Annotated in this window: 17 protein-coding genes; 13 read left to right on the top strand and 4 right to left on the bottom strand. The window is 72.3% G+C overall.

Features of this window, described 5'->3' with window-relative positions; translation table 11 throughout:
• Positions 1-20 precede the first annotated feature (20 nt).
• From NHH00_RS03515 to NHH00_RS03485, 7 genes are read left to right on the top strand one after another with little or no spacing between them, the layout of a single operon-like run.
• A complete protein-coding gene (locus NHH00_RS03515; RefSeq protein ID WP_253050196.1) occupies positions 21-650 on the top strand; it encodes a hypothetical protein in 630 nt (209 codons plus the stop codon).
• A gap of 30 nt (positions 651-680) precedes the next feature.
• Positions 681-1,478: an energy-coupling factor transporter transmembrane component T family protein gene (locus tag NHH00_RS03510; protein ID WP_253050194.1), complete on the top strand. Its 798-nt coding sequence runs from the start codon at positions 681-683 to the stop codon at positions 1,476-1,478.
• Between the two features lies 1 nt (position 1,479).
• Positions 1,480-2,352, top strand: a complete 873-nt coding sequence (locus tag NHH00_RS03505; protein ID WP_253050192.1) for an energy-coupling factor ABC transporter ATP-binding protein — start codon at positions 1,480-1,482, stop codon at positions 2,350-2,352.
• The gene (locus tag NHH00_RS03500; RefSeq protein ID WP_253050190.1) at positions 2,349-3,215 is read left to right on the top strand and encodes an energy-coupling factor ABC transporter ATP-binding protein; all 867 of its coding nucleotides are present in this window, start codon (positions 2,349-2,351) and stop codon (positions 3,213-3,215) included. The genes NHH00_RS03505 and NHH00_RS03500 overlap by 4 nt, the downstream gene beginning before the upstream one ends.
• Positions 3,216-3,224: 9 nt before the next feature.
• Entirely contained in the window at positions 3,225-4,232 is a 1,008-nt protein-coding gene (locus NHH00_RS03495) for an NAD-dependent epimerase/dehydratase family protein (protein WP_253050188.1), read from the top strand.
• Complete coding sequence (locus NHH00_RS03490) at positions 4,229-5,215, top strand: 2-dehydro-3-deoxygalactonokinase (RefSeq protein ID WP_253050186.1); 987 nt, start codon at positions 4,229-4,231, stop codon at positions 5,213-5,215. The genes NHH00_RS03495 and NHH00_RS03490 overlap by 4 nt, the downstream gene beginning before the upstream one ends.
• Positions 5,212-5,832, top strand: coding sequence for a 2-dehydro-3-deoxy-6-phosphogalactonate aldolase (locus tag NHH00_RS03485; protein WP_253050184.1), 621 nt, complete (start codon positions 5,212-5,214; stop codon positions 5,830-5,832). Before NHH00_RS03490 ends, NHH00_RS03485 begins: the two co-directional genes overlap by 4 nt.
• Before the next feature lie 233 nt (positions 5,833-6,065).
• On the opposite strand, the gene NHH00_RS03480 is transcribed toward NHH00_RS03485, so the two are convergent.
• Positions 6,066-6,626 (bottom strand): amidohydrolase family protein, encoded by a 561-nt coding sequence (locus NHH00_RS03480; protein WP_253050182.1) that lies wholly within the window; start codon positions 6,624-6,626, stop codon positions 6,066-6,068.
• Between NHH00_RS03480 and NHH00_RS03475 the strand changes: the two genes are divergently transcribed.
• The 4 genes from NHH00_RS03475 (at position 6,615) to NHH00_RS03460 (ending at position 11,506) form a co-directional block, all read left to right on the top strand.
• The gene (locus tag NHH00_RS03475) at positions 6,615-6,926 is read left to right on the top strand and encodes an amidohydrolase family protein (protein ID WP_253050180.1); all 312 of its coding nucleotides are present in this window, start codon (positions 6,615-6,617) and stop codon (positions 6,924-6,926) included. The genes NHH00_RS03480 and NHH00_RS03475 overlap by 12 nt on opposite strands.
• 238 nt (positions 6,927-7,164) lie before the next feature.
• The gene (thiD, locus tag NHH00_RS03470) at positions 7,165-7,983 is read left to right on the top strand and encodes a bifunctional hydroxymethylpyrimidine kinase/phosphomethylpyrimidine kinase (RefSeq protein ID WP_253050178.1); all 819 of its coding nucleotides are present in this window, start codon (positions 7,165-7,167) and stop codon (positions 7,981-7,983) included.
• Positions 7,984-8,189: 206 nt separating this feature from the next.
• Complete coding sequence (locus NHH00_RS03465) at positions 8,190-10,811, top strand: phosphoenolpyruvate carboxylase (protein WP_253050758.1); 2,622 nt, start codon at positions 8,190-8,192, stop codon at positions 10,809-10,811.
• Between the two features lie 329 nt (positions 10,812-11,140).
• Positions 11,141-11,506, top strand: coding sequence for an STAS domain-containing protein (locus NHH00_RS03460; RefSeq protein ID WP_253050176.1), 366 nt, complete (start codon positions 11,141-11,143; stop codon positions 11,504-11,506).
• A 6-nt stretch (positions 11,507-11,512) separates the two neighbouring features.
• Here the strand turns inward: NHH00_RS03460 and ppgK are convergent, their stop codons facing one another.
• Positions 11,513-12,289, bottom strand: a complete 777-nt coding sequence (gene ppgK / locus NHH00_RS03455; protein ID WP_253050174.1) for a polyphosphate--glucose phosphotransferase — start codon at positions 12,287-12,289, stop codon at positions 11,513-11,515.
• Positions 12,286-13,197 carry a type I methionyl aminopeptidase gene (gene map / locus NHH00_RS03450; RefSeq protein WP_253050172.1) on the bottom strand — a complete coding sequence of 304 codons (912 nt, stop codon included), beginning with the start codon at positions 13,195-13,197 and terminating at the stop codon, positions 12,286-12,288. The genes ppgK and map overlap by 4 nt, the downstream gene beginning before the upstream one ends.
• A 69-nt stretch (positions 13,198-13,266) precedes the next feature.
• On the opposite strand from map, the gene NHH00_RS03445 reads away from it, so the two are divergent.
• Together NHH00_RS03445 and NHH00_RS03440 are read left to right on the top strand one after the other, a co-directional pair.
• Positions 13,267-13,488, top strand: a complete 222-nt coding sequence (locus NHH00_RS03445) for an SPOR domain-containing protein (RefSeq protein WP_253050171.1) — start codon at positions 13,267-13,269, stop codon at positions 13,486-13,488.
• Complete coding sequence (locus NHH00_RS03440) at positions 13,485-14,402, top strand: N-acetylmuramoyl-L-alanine amidase (RefSeq protein ID WP_253050169.1); 918 nt, start codon at positions 13,485-13,487, stop codon at positions 14,400-14,402. Before NHH00_RS03445 ends, NHH00_RS03440 begins: the two co-directional genes overlap by 4 nt.
• A 45-nt stretch (positions 14,403-14,447) precedes the next feature.
• Here the strand turns inward: NHH00_RS03440 and panB are convergent, their stop codons facing one another.
• Positions 14,448-15,296, bottom strand: a complete 849-nt coding sequence (panB, locus tag NHH00_RS03435; RefSeq protein ID WP_253050167.1) for a 3-methyl-2-oxobutanoate hydroxymethyltransferase — start codon at positions 15,294-15,296, stop codon at positions 14,448-14,450.
• Positions 15,297-15,352: the final 56 nt, after the last annotated feature.

Below are 15,352 nucleotides of genomic sequence, written 5' to 3'. Positions count from 1 at the left end.
CACGTCCCCGGAGGGACACCATGACTCGAGCTCAGCAGACCAAGACCCGCTGGACCGTCCTGCCCAACTGGAAGTTCCAGATCCTCCCGCGTGACACGCGCACGATCATCACGTGCGTGTTCCTCGGACTGACGATGGCTGTCATCCTGCAGATCACCGAGCGTATCGACCTCGCCCTGACCGGCGGGAGCATCCCGATCGTCTCGGCGATCGTCGTGTGCGCCATCTGGGTTCCGTCCGCCGCGTTCTACGGGCTGACGGGCGCCTTGATCACGGCGTGGATCAACCCGATCATCTCCAACCTCACCGCATCCCAGCCGATGGCACCGTTCCTGTTCCTGACGAACGCTGCCCACACCGTCCCGGTGGCTCTGCTGGTCTGGGCGCTCAAGCCGCGCGACCGCGGCCTCAAGCTCTGGCAGGTCGTGGTCATCGGCCAGATCGCCGGCCTGTGCGACGCCATGATGTTCGGCATCGGCAACCGCGTGATCCTGCACCTGCCCTGGGACTTCATCACCGTGCAGATCCTCATCGTCCAGCCGTGCTACCTCGTGGGCTCCTTCATCACCTACGGGATCATGCGCCGACTGGTGAACACGGGCCTGGTTCCCAAGGAGCGCGCCACCGCTGGGAGCCTCGATGCGGTGTGACCTGACCATCTCGTCCGCGGGAGGAGCACGATGAGCGGCACGATGCTGTTCCGTCCCGGCCGGTCCTTCCTGCACCGTGCCGACGCCCGGGCGAAGCTGGCAGTGATCCTTCTCGTCCTGGCCGTAGCGCTCAGCACGACCCGGCTCGACGTTCTCGTCGCGCTCACCGTCCTGATCGTCATCGGGCTCGCTGCGCTCGCGCGCATCACCCCAGCCTCCTATTGGAAGGCGCTCGTCCTCATCGTTCCCCTGATCGCGCTGCTGACGCTCCTGCAGGCGCTGGTTCAGGGAGGCCCGGCGTTGATGCACATCGGCTCAGTCTCGCTGTCCCGCTCGGGGGTGCTCCTCGGGCTCGGCATCGGGATGCGGCTGTTCGCGATGGGCATCTGCTTCTACGGGTTCTCCGTCACCACGAGTCCCTCGGACATTGCCCTCGCGCTGGACAAGCTCGGTGTGCCGTACCGGTTCGCCTATCTGACGAGCTTCGCGTTCCGGTTCCTGCCGCTGCTACAGGACGAGGCGCGCACCCTGCTGACCGCCATGGCCGTGCGCGGGTCCAGCGAGAGCGGCTCCAGCAACCCGTTCAGACGCGGACGGGCGATCGTGCGGATGCTGTTCCCCATGCTTGCGGGATCGATGAAGCGCAGCGGCGACATCGCCCTATCGATGGAGCTGCGCGGTTACGGGCTGCGCGGCACGCGCACGTACTACCGCTCGCCGGTCTTCCGCGCCACCGACGCCGCCCTGCTGCTGTGCACCCTTGCGCTCGCTGTCGCCCTCATCGGCGTGCAGTGGTGGGCCCCGACCCCGTTCCTGGGAGGAACGTGACATGACCACACCAGCCATCGAGGTCGCCGGCCTCAGCGTCCGGTACGACGGCGCCGACCGCCGTGCCCTCGACGAGGTCGACCTGACCATCGGACAGGGTGAGATCGTCGGCATCCTCGGCCCGACCGGTGCAGGCAAGTCCACGCTCCTGCAGTGCCTGTCCGGCGTCATCCCCTTGCACGAGCACCACGCGAGCCTGAAGGGAACCGTCCGCGTCCTTGGTCGCGAGCTCTCCGAGTATGACGGGTTGGCCCAGATCACCGAGGACGTCGGGCTCGTCATGCAGGATCCAGAGGTCCAGCTCGTCAACACGGTCGTGCGCGAGGAACTCGTCTGGGGCATGGAGAACCGCGGCGTGCCTGTCCCGGAGATCGAGCGGCGCCTTGCCCGAGCGGCGCACCTGTTCGACATCGAGCGGCTGCTCGACCGCTTCACCCACGCGCTCTCGGGCGGGGAGAAGCAGCGCGTCGTGGTCGCCTCGATCTTCTGCCTCAGCCCGCGAATCATGCTGCTGGACGAGCCCACGTCAGAGCTCGACCCGGCAGGAACCGAGAACGTCATGGACGCCATCCGCGTACTCGCCGACGAGGGTGTGACCATCATCGTCGTCGAGCACAAGGTCGAGGAGCTGGCGGTGTACGCCGACCGGCTCGTCGTCCTCGACGAAGGGCGCATCCGCGCTCTAGGCACCCCGCGAGACGTCCTTGAAGGGCCGACCGCACCCGAGCGCCCGCAGGTCCTGGATGTCGCACTGCGGCTGCGCGAGCAGGGCCTGTGGCCCGGACAGCTGCCGCTGTCCGTCCGGGAGGCGGTCGACACGTGGCGCCGGGCTGACCTGGCCGAGCCGATGCTGCACGAGGGGAGACTGGCATGACGAGCACCGAGACGGTCATCGAGATCGACAACGTCGAGCACACCTACGGCGGAACGAAACGCGCGCTCGCAGGGGTGTCGCTGTCCATCGGCCAGGGCGAGTTCGTCGCAGTGATCGGGAAGAACGGCTCCGGCAAGACGACGCTCGCCAAGCACTTCAACGGGCTCCTGCGACCGACCAACCCCGGCGGCAGCGTCCGGCTGCGCACGCGAGACGGCATCGTGGACACCCGGCGCATCAAGCTGCACCAGCTCGCCTCCACGGTCGGATACGTGTTCCAGAACCCTGACCGACAGATCTTCCACGACACGTGTCGAGAAGAGCTGGAGTACGGGCCGCGCAACCTCGGCGTCGAGGAGTCCGCACTCGAGGATCAGGTCAACCGCACCCTCGCCCTCGTGGGACTCTCCGGGCGCCAGGACGCCAACCCCGTCCACCTGTCGCGTGGTGAGCGCCAGCGGCTTGCCATCGCCTCGACCCTCGTCATGGGATGCGAGGTCGCCGTCATCGACGAGCCGACCACCGGGCAGGACCGTGCCGAGTCCCGCAAGATCCTGGACGCCCTGGCCCACCATCACGCACTGGGACGCACGGTGGTGATCATCTCCCACGACATGGCTCTCGTCGCCGAGTACGCGACGCGCGTCATCGCGATGCGCGAGGGAGCCGTCCTTGCCGACGGCACCCCAGCAGAGGTGTTCTCCCGGAGGGCAGTGCTCGAGGAGACCAATATCCGCCCGCCGCAGGCCGCTGTCCTTGCCGCCGAGCTCGGCCTGCACGGCGTCCTGACCGTCGACGACGCAGTCCACGCGATGGCACGCGAGCGCGCCGCCGCTCCTGTTGCCGGCCGGCACCGACCGTAAGGAGAGCCCATGCACTACCTGATCACCGGAGCCAACGGCTTCGTCATGAGCGTCCTCGCGGTGAGGATCCTTGACGCCGAGCCGGACGCTCAGGTCACGGGGATCGACCTGCACGATCCCGACCAGGCAGCTCTCGACAACCTTGGCCCGCTGGCCCAGCGCGCCCACTTCCGTGCCGTCGACGTCACCGACGGCGACGCGGTAGCCCAGGCGGTCCGTGAGGCGAGCCCGGACGCGATCGTGCACGGCGCGACCGTCACACACGACGCCCGCAGCGAGGTCGAGAACCCTGCCCGATTCACCGGGGTCAACGTCGAGGGGACGGTCAACCTGCTGGACGCCGCACGCCGTCTGCCGCAAGCGCCGCGCGTCGTCCTGGTCAGCAGCGGCGCGGTCTACGGGTCCTCGCCCGAGACGCTGCTGACCGAGGAGAGCGCGCCCCGCCCCGACGAGCTCTACGGCATCAGCAAGTGGGCGAGCGAGCTCGTCGCCCGCCGCTTCGCCGAGCTGCACGCTCTGCCCACGACCATCACGCGACTGACGAAGATGTTCGGGCCGATGGAGCGACCCACTGGTGGACGGGCGGTCATGTCGCTCCCGTTCCACCTCGCGGCCGCCGCAGTGCGGGGAGAACCGGCTCGATTGACGGCCCGGACTCTTGAAGCGTGCGGCGACTGGCTCAGCGCCGACAGTGCGACCGACGCGCTGCACAAGGCTGCTCGCCATGGGGGAGACCCGGGTACGACACGCACCCTGAACATCTCCTCCGGCCGACGCACCAGCGTGCGCGAGCTCGTCGCGGCGTTCGGCGTCGACGTCGTCGAGACGCCGCTCGACGTGGCCGAGGCCGACATGGACCCGCGCGACGACCACGGGAAGAACGGCGTCTACGTGTCGGAGCGCGCCCAGTCAGAGCTTGGCTGGTCACCCGGCGACCTTCAGACGCAGGTGGCCCACTACCTCGAGTGGGCCCGCGTCCACGCACATCTGCTCCAGCCTGCCGGTGGCCCGTCGTGACGCCCGGCCTCGTCGCCTTGGACTGGGGCACGACAGCCTGCCGCGCCTACCTCCTCGACGACACCGGCACGGTGCTAGCACGACGAACGAGCCAGGACGGCGTGGCGGCGATCAGCCGGCGTGCGAGCGTTGACGGCCATAGTCGGGAGCGTGCCTTCGAGGACGCCCTGGTGCTGCTGTGCGGGGACTGGCTGGCGCGCACCCCAGGGCTCCCGGTCCTCGCGAGCGGCATGGTCGGCAGCGACCAAGGCTGGCAGCACACGCCCTACCTGCCGCTACCGGTCGAGCTCGCGCGAGACGACGTGCCATTGACCGCAGTGCGCACCCGGATCGCGGACGTGCACCTGCTGCCCGGGGTGACGTCTGCGCAGGGAGCCTTGACCGAGGTCGCCCGGGGAGAGGAGACCCAGGCGCTCGGGGTCCTCCTGCAGATCCGTCCCGCTGACGACGAGGAGGCCGTCCTCGTCCTTCCCGGGACCCACTCCAAATGGCTGCGAGCGCGAGGCACACGCCTGACCTCGCTAGCGACAGCCCTGACTGGCGAGCTGTACGCAGCCTTGCTCGCGCACACCGTTCTCGGTCACGACGTGCGCGCGCCGCAGGCTCCGAGCTGGTCGGCGTTCGACCGCGGCTTGGACGTCGCCTGGGACCATCAGGTCGAAGGGACCGTCCTCACGCTCTTCTCGGCGCGGGCCTTGGCCGTGACGGGGCAGCTGCCCGCCGACGACGTGCCAGACTACCTCTCAGGCCTCCTCGTGGGTGCAGAGATCGCAGGCATCGCAAGAGCCTGGCTCAGCTCGTCACATGGTCAGCCCGTCGTCGTGGGGGAGCCGCACCTGCAGGAGCGGTACGTCCGAGCGCTGACGCGGTACGGGACGCAGGCTCGCCTCGCCGACAACGACGTCACCGCGGGCGGACTGCACCACGTCGCTGTGCGCGTCGGCCTTGTCCCTTCACCTACGCCCGCAGGAGCCCTCCCATGACCTCATCGGCGGACCCGGCACTGCTCGTCGCCATCCTGCGTGGACTGCCGTCCACCGAAGCGCCGACCGTAGGCACCGCCCTCTACGGCGCGGGAATCCGCACGCTGGAGGTACCGCTCACGACACCAGACTCCCTGCGCAGCATCACCGCCCTGCGCTCCTGTCTGCCCGAGGACGTTCAAGTCGGCGCCGGGACGGTCAGGACGATCGAGGACGTGGCTCGAGCGCATGAGGCGGGCGCCTCGCTCATCGTCTCCCCACACGTCGACCCGGCCGTCATCGGCGCTGCGCTCGCACGCTCGATGCGATGCCTGCCTGGAGTCGCGACGATCACCGAGGCTCTCACCGCCCTCGCCGCCGGCGCTGCAGAACTCAAGGTGTTCCCGGCCGACCAGGTCGGCACCAGCGGACTGCGCGCCTGGCGAACCGTCCTTCCCGAGGGCATCGCCCTCTATCCCGTCGGAGGCGTGGGCGCAGCCAACCTTGCCATCTGGGCTGCGGCCGGGGCGGACGGGTTCGGTGTCGGGGGCTCGCTGTACCAGCCCGGCATGGGCACCAGCGACCTGGTCGCGGGTGCGAAGGCACTTGTTGCCGCCCACCGCGCCCTCTGCTGCTGACAGCGGCAACCCGTTCAAGGGCATCGGAACCTGCCTGCGTAGGTCGGCCATCAGGTTTCTCCCTGTACCGCGAGAGGCAAGCAGGACGTGTGGTCGGACGTCCCGTGAAGGCCGGCTCGCGCAGGTGAGTGAATGCTGCGCAGGCTGGGAGAACGGGCTGCACCGCCATCCTGTGCTCCGGTCCGAGCGGCCCGGCACCGTAGGTGCGCCGTGGGCGTAGTCCGACCCGAGCGTCATCGGCTCGCCCGTCTTCGCGTCGTCGGCCGGAGCGAGGCCGCGCCCGACGGCACCTGGAAGTCGTCGGACATCGCGCGGGTCCGGCGAGCGGCCCGGAGACGGGGGGACACCGGGGGAGGGTCGGGGCGCAGGGGCCGGCCCGGGAGGGCGGTGGTGAGCCTGCCGTCGCGCAGGACGGGCACGCCCGCCACGAGCACGTCGTCCACGCCCGACGCCGGGCGGCGCGGGTCCTCGTACGTCGCTTCGTCGCGGACCTGGTCGGGGTCGACGAGGGCGAGGTCTGCGACCGCGCCGGGCGCGATCGTGCCGCGCCCGGGGAGGGCGAACCGTGCGGCGGGTCGGGTGGACAGGTGCGTGACGGCGTCGTGCCAGGTCCAGTCCCCGAGCGTACGCACGTGCTCGGCGAGGAAGCGTGCGAAGGCGCCCCAGCCGCGCGGGTGGGGTCGGCCGCCGCCTGCGACGGGCGCGTAGATCGCGTCGGACCCGCCCACGTGCGCGCGGTGGCGTAGCAGGGCGCGCACGGAGTCGGGTGAGTTGGTCGGGGGTTGGGCGAACACGCACGAGGCGCCGACCGTATCGCCGGGTCCACCGCCTTCCTGGTCGACTGCGTCCGCAACGCGGTCGGCGCGTCTGGTGCGGACCTCGTCGACGCGGTGCGCATGGCGTCCTCGACGCCCGCCCGGGCCCTGTCGCTACGAGGTCGCGGCGCGCTCGCGGCAGGCGCCCGGGCCGACCTGCTCGTCCTCGACGACGCGCTCCAGCCCGTCGCAGTCGTCGTCGGCGGCGAGGACGTCGAGTGCGCGGCCGACGCGGCACGGAGCGAAGCCGTGCTGGGAAGTCGTGATCGCTCCCGGTGACGTGGTCGCGAGCAGCGCGGACGACCCGGTTCGAGGTAGTGCGCACGCACGACGATCTCGACCGCGGGACACCCCGGAACCGTTGTCGTTCCAACGGTTCCGGGGTGCCTGTGCGCGTCGGGTACGGTTGTCGTTCGGAGGGCCCCGCGCCCCCGGCGTACAGACCGGCTCGTCCGCCCGCCTCTCCCGGCAGGACCGGGAGGAGGGACACCCCCGTCCACTCGTGCCGAGGAGCACCATGTCGCACAACGGCCCCCACACGGCCCCGCTCGCCTACGTCATCGCCGGGTCGGAGGCGACCGGCGGAGCCGGCATCCAGGCCGACCTCAAGACGTTCCAGGAGCTGGGCGCGTACGGCGTCGGCACGCTGACGTGCATCGTCTCGTTCGACCCGAGGAACGACTGGGGCCACCGGTTCGTCCCGGTCGACCCCCAGGTGATCGCCGACCAGTTCGAGGCGGCGACGGTCGCGCACGAGCCGTCGGTCGTGAAGATCGGCATGCTCGGCACGCCCGCGACGATCGACGTCGTCGCCGAGTCGCTGCGCTCGCGCGCGTGGGAGCACGTCGTGCTCGACCCGGTGCTCATCTGCAAGGGCCAGGAGCCGGGCGCCGCCCTCGACACGGACACCGCGCTGCGCGCGCAGGTCCTCCCGCTCGCGACCGTCGTGACGCCCAACCTCTTCGAGACGCGCACGCTCGCGGGCGTCGAGTCGATCGAGACCGTCGAGGAGCTCGTCGAGGCGGCGCGCACGGTCCAGGCGCTCGGCCCGCGGGCCGTCGTCGCGAAGGGCGGCGTCGAGCTGCCCGGGCCCGACGCGGTCGACGTGCTGGTGGACGGCGACGAGGTGCACGTGCTGCGCACCCCGAAGATCGGCGAGGAGCGCGTGAGCGGGGCGGGCTGCACGTTCGCCGCCGCGATCACCGCCGAGCTCGCCAAGGGCGCGTCGGTGCTCGACGCCGTGCGCGTCGCCAAGGACGTCGTCACCGCCTCGATCGAGGACCGTGTGGCGTCGAACGCGCCGTTCGACGCCGTGCGCGTCGGCGCGCGGCGCTGACAACCGCGCGACCGGCGCTCGACCGACGATCACCCCTCGGACGCCTTCACGTCCCCTGACGGTCAAGGAATACTCTCGTCACCGTGAACGACCTCTCCCCTTCGGAACTGTCCCCGTCGCCGGGTGCTGCCGACGCCCCTGACCGGGTCGTCGCCGACGTCTCCGACGACACCGGGCACGCGGGGCGCGGCCTCGCCCGCCACGACGTGCCCGCCCCGCTGCGCGACGACGTCCGCCTGCTCGGCGGTCTGCTCGGCACCGTGCTCCGCGAGACGGGCGGGCAGGACCTGCTCGACGACGTCGAGCGCCTGCGCGAGCTGTCCATCCGCGCGTACGACGACCCGTCCGGCGCGGTGCTCGCCGAGGCGGAGACGCTCGTCGAGGGCCTCTCCATGGCGCGCGCCGAGCAGGTCGCCCGCGCCTTCACGTGCTACTTCCACCTCGCGAACCTCGCGGAGGAGTACCACCGCGTGCGCGTCCTGCGCGAGCGCGAGGCCGAGTTCGCGACCCGTGCGACGACGCCCGACGACTCCCTCCCGGAGGCGTTCGAGCAGCTCGTCGGCGAGGTGGGTCGCGACGAGGCGCTGCGCCGCCTCCGCCGTCTCGAGTTCCGCCCGGTGCTCACGGCCCACCCGACCGAGGCCCGCCGTCGTGCGGTGTCCGGCGCGGTCCGCCGCATCGCGACCCTGCTCGACGAGCGGGACGCGCAGCGCCTCGGCGGCACGTCGCTCGCGGAGAACGAGCGCCGCCTGCTCGCCGAGATCGACACGATGTGGCGCACCGCCCCCATCCGCGAGCACAAGCCGTCCGTCCTGGACGAGGTGCGGACGGCGCTCGGCGTGTTCGACGCGACGATGTTCGACACGTTCCCCACGGTCTACCGCCGCCTGGACGACTGGCTCCTCGGCGACGAGGCGGGGCGCGAGGAGCCGCTCGTGCGGCCGTTCGTCAGCCTCGGCACCTGGATCGGCGGCGACCGCGACGGCAACCCCAACGTCACGGCCGAGGTCACGCGCCAGGCCGCGGCGATCGCGGCGGACCACGCGCTCGCGGCGCTCGAGCAGCAGACGCGCGCCGTCGGCCGCAAGCTCACGCTCGACCAGGACGGCACGCCGCCGTCGGACGGGCTGCGGACGCTCTGGGAGCGGCAGCGCCGCCTCTCGGAGACCGTGACGTCCGCCGCGTCGGCGGCGTCCCCGCGCGAACCGCACCGCGCGGTCCTGCTCGTCGTGGCGGAGCGCATCGCCGCGACGCGAGCCCGCAACGCGGACCTCGCGTACGCGACGGCGGAGCAGCTCGAGTCCGACCTGCGGGTCGTCCAGGAGTCGCTCGTCGCGGCGGGCGCGCCCCGCGCGGCGTACGGCGACCTGCAGCAGCTCGTGTGGCAGGTGGAGACGTTCGGCTTCCACCTCGCGGAGCTCGAGGTGCGTCAGCACTCCCAGGTCCACGAGGTGGCGCTCGCGGAGATCGCGGAGAAGGGGCTGCGCGGAGACCTGTCCGACCGCACGCGCGAGGTGCTCGACACCTTCCGCGCGCTCGGCTCGGTCCAGGAGCGCTACGGCGTCCGCGCCGCGCGCCGCTACATCGTGTCCTTCACGCAGAAGCCCGAGCACCTCGCGGCGGTGTACCAGCTCGCGGAGCTCGCGTTCGAGGGCTCCGACGAGGTTCCGGTCGTCGACGCGATCCCGCTGTTCGAGACCTTCGCGGACCTCCGCGCGAGCGTCGACATCCTCGAGTCGATGCTCACGCTGCCCCAGGTGCAGCGCCGGCTCGCCGAGAACGGGCGCCGCGTGGAGGTCATGCTCGGGTACTCGGACTCGTCGAAGGACGTCGGTCCGGTCTCGGCGACGCTCGCGCTGCACGACGCGCAGAGTCGCATCGCGCAGTGGGCCGAGCGGCACGACATCACGCTCACGCTGTTCCACGGCCGGGGCGGGGCGCTCGGTCGCGGGGGCGGCCCGGCGAACCGCGCGGTGCTCGCCCAGCCGCCGGGCTCGGTCGACGGCCGCTTCAAGCTCACGGAGCAGGGCGAGGTCATCCTCGCGCGCTACGGCGACCCGACCATCGCGTCGCGCCACATCGAGCAGGTGGCCGCGGCGACCCTGCTCGCGTCGGCGCCGTCGACGGAGAAGCGCAACGCCGAGGCGACCGAGCGGTACCGCGACCTGGCCGCGGCCCTCGACGCGTCGTCGCGCCGCCGGTTCCACGAGCTGGTCCGCGCGGACGGCTTCCCGCAGTGGTTCGCCCAGGTGACGCCGCTCGAGGAGGTCGGCCTCCTGCCGATCGGCTCGCGCCCGGCCCGCCGTGGCCTGTCCGTCTCCTCGCTCGACGACCTGCGAGCCATCCCGTGGGTGTTCTCGTGGTCGCAGGCGCGCATCAACCTGGCCGGGTGGTACGGGCTCGGGACGGCGCTGAAGGAGTTCGGGGACCTCGACCTGCTCCGTGAGGCGCACCGCGAGTGGCCGCTGTTCGCGACGCTCCTCGACAACGTCGAGATGTCGCTGGCCAAGACGGACGAGCGGATCGCGGAGCGGTACCTCGCGCTCGGCGGGCGCGACGACCTCGCGCAGGCCATCCTCGACGAGCTGCGGCTCACGCGCGAGCAGGTCCTCGCGGTCACGGAGAACGCGTGGCCGCTCGCCGGGCGCCGGGTGCTGGGACGCGCGGTCCAGCTCCGCAGCCCGTACGTCGACGCGCTCTCGCTGCTCCAGGTCCGCGCCCTGCGCGGTCTGCGCTCCGGCGCGGAAGGGCCGGTCAAGGACGAGCTGCAGCACCTCCTGCTGCTCACCGTGAACGGCGTCGCCGCCGGCCTGCAGAACACGGGCTGACGCGCAGCGTCCGAGCGAGCCCGACGGCCGCCACGTCGACCCGGCAGCGGGTCCGTGGCGGCCGTCGTCGTCTGGACACCCGTCCAACTGTTGAATGAATCCTCAACGATCGCTCCGGGGAACGATGTCGAAACCGCCCTGGGTAAAGTCTTGGCCAGAGGCCTACCAGCCAGCGGCATCCGTGGGGTACGCTGGCGACGTCCGATCACGCCGGAGCCGTCTCGTCGCCCGATGACGTACGACAGGAGGCCCCGACCGATCGACAGCGTCAGGCAGGTGGCGCGTACTCGTCGGGGTGGGCGAGGCAGGGCGGGACGAAGGGCGGGGCAGTGTTGGTGCAGGAGCTGGAGCGGAGCGACGCCGAGGCGGGAACGGGCGGCATCCGGCTGCTCGAGGAGCCCGAGGCGAGCGTCGTGGACATGTGGGGCGAGATCGACGTCGCCCTCCGCAGCGAGGCGAGCGCCGCGCTCGCGAACGCGCTCGAACGGGACGTCCCCGTGGTAATCGACACGTCCAAGGTGACGTTCATGGACTCCACGGGCATCGCGTTCCTCGTGCAGTTCTACACGATCGGCTCCGAGGAGGGGCTGTCCGTCACGTTGCGCAACCCGCCGACGGTCGTGACCGACGTCCTCGAGATGCTCGGCGTCATCGACATCTTCGGCACGGAGCGCCGCGAGGTCACGACGAGCTGACGCCGGTCAGCGTGCGTCCGCCGCGAGCGACGCCGCGCCGACGATGCCGGCCGCGTTGCGGAGCTGCGCCGGGACGATGGGCGCCCGCAGGTGCAGCAGCGGGAGGAAATGCTCGTGCTTCTTGCTCACGCCGCCGCCCACGACGATGAGGTCGGGCGAGAACAGGTCCTCCACGACGCCGAAGTAGCGCTGCAGCCGCTCGGCCCACTGCGCCCAGTCCAGGTCCTCGCGGTCGCGCGCCGCGTCCGAGGCGCGCGTCTCGGCGTCGTACCCGTCGATCTCCAGATGCCCGAGCTCGGTGTTCGGGAGCAGGTGGCCCTCGACGAGGATCGCGCTGCCGATCCCGGTGCCGAGCGTCGCGACGAGCACGACCCTGTCCGCGTCGCGCGCCGCGCCGTACCGCACCTCGCCGACTCCGGCGGCGTCCGCGTCGTTGACCGCGACGACGTGGCGCCCGGTCTCGCGCGCGACGAGCGCGGGCAGGTCGACACCGGTCCACGACTGGTCGAGGTTCGCGATGAAGCGCACCACCCCGTGCTGCAGCGGCGCCGGGAAGGCGACGCCGATCGGCACGTCCTGCGGGAGGTCGTACTCGCCCACGAGCTCCGCGATCACCTCGGCCACGGCTTGCGGGGTCGAGGGCTGGGGCGTCGGGATGCGGTGGCGCTCCTGCGCGAACTCGCCGGTGGTCAGGTCGACCGGCGCGCCCTTGATGCCGCTGCCGCCGATGTCGATGCCGAAGGCGGTACGGGGGGCGCCGTAGGTGTTCTGGTGAGCGTTCATGGCAGTGTGAGGATCTCCGCTCCGTCGTCGGTCACCAGCAGCGTGTGCTCGAACTGCGCGGTCCGCGACGCGTCCGCGGTGACTACCGTCCACCCGTCGTCCCACATCCGCCACTCGGACGTGCCGAGCGTGAGCATCGGCTCGATCGTGAAGACCATGCCGGGCTCGATGACGGTCGCGTGGTCGGGCGCGGCGTCGTAGTGCGGCACGACGAGGCCCGAGTGGAAGGCGCGCCCCACGCCGTGCCCGGTGTACTCGCGCACGACCCCGTAGCCGAACCGGGCCGCGTAGCGCTCGATGACGCGCCCCACCACGTTGATCTGGCGTCCCGGAGCGACGGCCTTGATGCCGCGTGCGAGCGCCTCGCGCGTGCGCTCGACGAGCAGCGCGGACTCCTCGTCGACCGTGCCCACGGTGAAGGTCGCGTTGGTGTCGCCGTGCACGCCGCCGACGTACGCGGTGATGTCGACGTTGACGATGTCGCCCTCGACGAGCGCCGTCGAGTCGGGGATGCCGTGGCACACGACCTCGTTGAGCGACGTGCACAGCGACTTGGGGAACCCTCGATACCCGAGGGTCGAGGGGTAGGCGCCGTGGTCGAGGAGGAACTCGTGCCCGACGCGGTCGAGCTCGTCGGTCGTGACGCCCGGGGCGACGTGGCGCCCGACCTCGACGAGCGCCTGCGCCGCGATCCGGGACGCGGCGCGGATCCGCTCGATCGTCTCGGTGTCGTTGACCTCGCTGCCGGTGAACGGCCGCGGGCCGGGCCGCCCGACGTACTCGGGACGCTCGATCAACGCGGGCACCGCGCGCAGCGGTCCGACGACGCCCGGGACGAGCGGGCCGCGGCGCGCCGGGCCGGGAGGTGCGACGGCGTCGGACGAAGTGGGGGACGGGGTGGGGCTCATGGCGGCCAGTCTACGAAGGTGCGCGGGGCGCGGACGGACAGGCGGCCCGGGATGGGGGAGGATCGGAGCATGAGCACCGGATCACGCTTCACCGACGACGGCGAGCCCGCGACCGAGGACGAGTACTACTTCGACACCCGCACGGGCGAGGTGCACCGCGGCCCGAGCGGCTCGTGGTCGCACCGCATGGGCCCGTACCCGACGCGCGAGGCCGCGGAGAGGGCGCTGGAGACCGCCCGCGAGCGGTCCGACGCCTGGGACGAGGAAGAGCGCCGCGAGCGCGGCGAGTGACCCACGCGCCACCACCCGGCCCACGGCGCGCCTGGTCGGGGCGCCTCGGGCTGCTCCTCGCGGGGCTCGCGGTCGGCGCGCTGACGTTCCTCGTCGCGCTGCAGGTCCGGGCCGGCTCCGGGGGAGGTCCGACGACGGTCCGCCCGTCCGGCGACGCGGTCGCCTCGGCCCCGGCACCCGGACCGACGACCGCCTCCCCGGACCCGACGGCCGCGACGACCGAGCCGCCGCCCCCGCTCGCGGGGCTCACGGTCGCCGTCGACCCCGGGCACAACGGCGGCAACGGGGCGAACCCGCTCACCGTCAACGCACCCGTGCCCGATGGGCGGGGCGGTACCAAGGCCTGCAACACCGTGGGCGCGTCCACGGACGCGGGCTACCCGGAGCACGCGTTCACGTGGGACGTGAGCAGCCGTCTCGCCGAGCGGCTCACCGGGCTCGGCGCGGTCGTCGTCCTCACCCGGCCCGACGACGCGGGCGTGGGCCCCTGCGTCGACGCGCGGGGCCGCTTCCCGCAGGAGAACGACGCCGACGTGCTCGTCTCGGTCCACGCCAACGGCACGGAGGACCGCAGCGCGCACGGGTTCTTCGCGATCGTGTCCGACCCGCCGGTCGACGAGGCTCAGGGGGCGCCGAGCGTCGCGCTCGCGCACGAGCTCGTCACCGCGCTCGGCGAGGCCGGCTTCGCGCCGTCGACGTCCGTCGCGGCCGACGACGGTCCCGTCCAGCGGCGCGCCGACCTCGCGACGCTCAACCACGCCGAGCGCCCCGCGGTCATGCTCGAGCTGGGGGAGATGCGCAACCCCGACGAGGCCGCGGTCATGGAGTCGGAGGAGGGTCGCCAGCGCTACGCCGACGCTCTCGCCGCGGGGCTCGTGGCGTGGGCGGCCGACGGCGGCGCGGACGCCGGCTGAGCGCCGTCGTTCCCGCCGCCGTCGCCCCGCCCGGAGCACGGTGGGTCAGCGCGCGAAGCTGTGCGCGTCGTCGGGGAACGTGCCGCCGCGCACGTCGGCGGCGTAGTCGGCCGCGGCCTGGCCGAGCGCGGCGCCGATCTCGGCGTACCGCTTGGCGAAGCGTGGCGACCAGTCCGTCATGCCCGCCATGTCGGTCCAGACGAGCACCTGGCCGTCGCACGCCGCGCCCGCGCCGATGCCGATCGTCGGGATGCGCAGGATCTCGGTGATCCGCGCGGCGACCTCGACCGGCACCATCTCGAGCACGACGGCGACGGCGCCCGCATCGGCCACCGCGAGGGCGTCCTCGCTGAGCCGCTCCGCGGCGTCGTCGCCCCGGCCCTGGACCCGCGGCCCGCCGAGCGCGTTCTCGGACTGCGGCGTGAAGCCGAGGTGCCCCACGACGGGGATGCCGGCGTCGGTCAGGGCGCGGATCTGCGCGGCGCTGCGACGCCCGCCCTCGAGCTTGACCGCGTTCACGCCGGTCTCCTTGAGGAACCGCACGCCCGTCGCGAGCGCCTGCTCGGCGCTCGCCTCGTACGACCCGAACGGCAGGTCGACGACCGTGAACGCGCGGCGTGCGGCGCGCGCGACGGCGCGGGCCGGCGGGATCAGGTCGTCGACCGTGACGGGCAGCGTCGTCGCGTGCCCGTGCATCGTGTTGCCGATCGAGTCGCCGACCAGCAGCATGTCGATCCCCGCGTCGTCGAAGATCCGCGCGGTCACGGCGTCGTACGCGGTGAGCATCGTGATCTTCTCGCCGCGCGCCTTCGCCTCGGCGAGGTGGTGCACGCGGACGCGGCGCGGTCCCGTGCCGCCGGTCGCGGCGGGCTCGGGGGCGGTGTGAGCAGACATGACGGCCTTTCCTGGGTGCGGGGTACGGGTCGGGCGGCGCGCGGGGTGACCGGCGC

Origin of the sequence: Cellulosimicrobium cellulans, from assembly GCF_024124905.1 — a bacterium.
Lineage (GTDB): Bacteria > Actinomycetota > Actinomycetes > Actinomycetales > Cellulomonadaceae > Cellulosimicrobium > Cellulosimicrobium cellulans_G.
The sequence above is the reverse complement of the archived record's forward strand: the minus strand, read 5'-3'. Positions and strand labels throughout refer to the sequence as shown.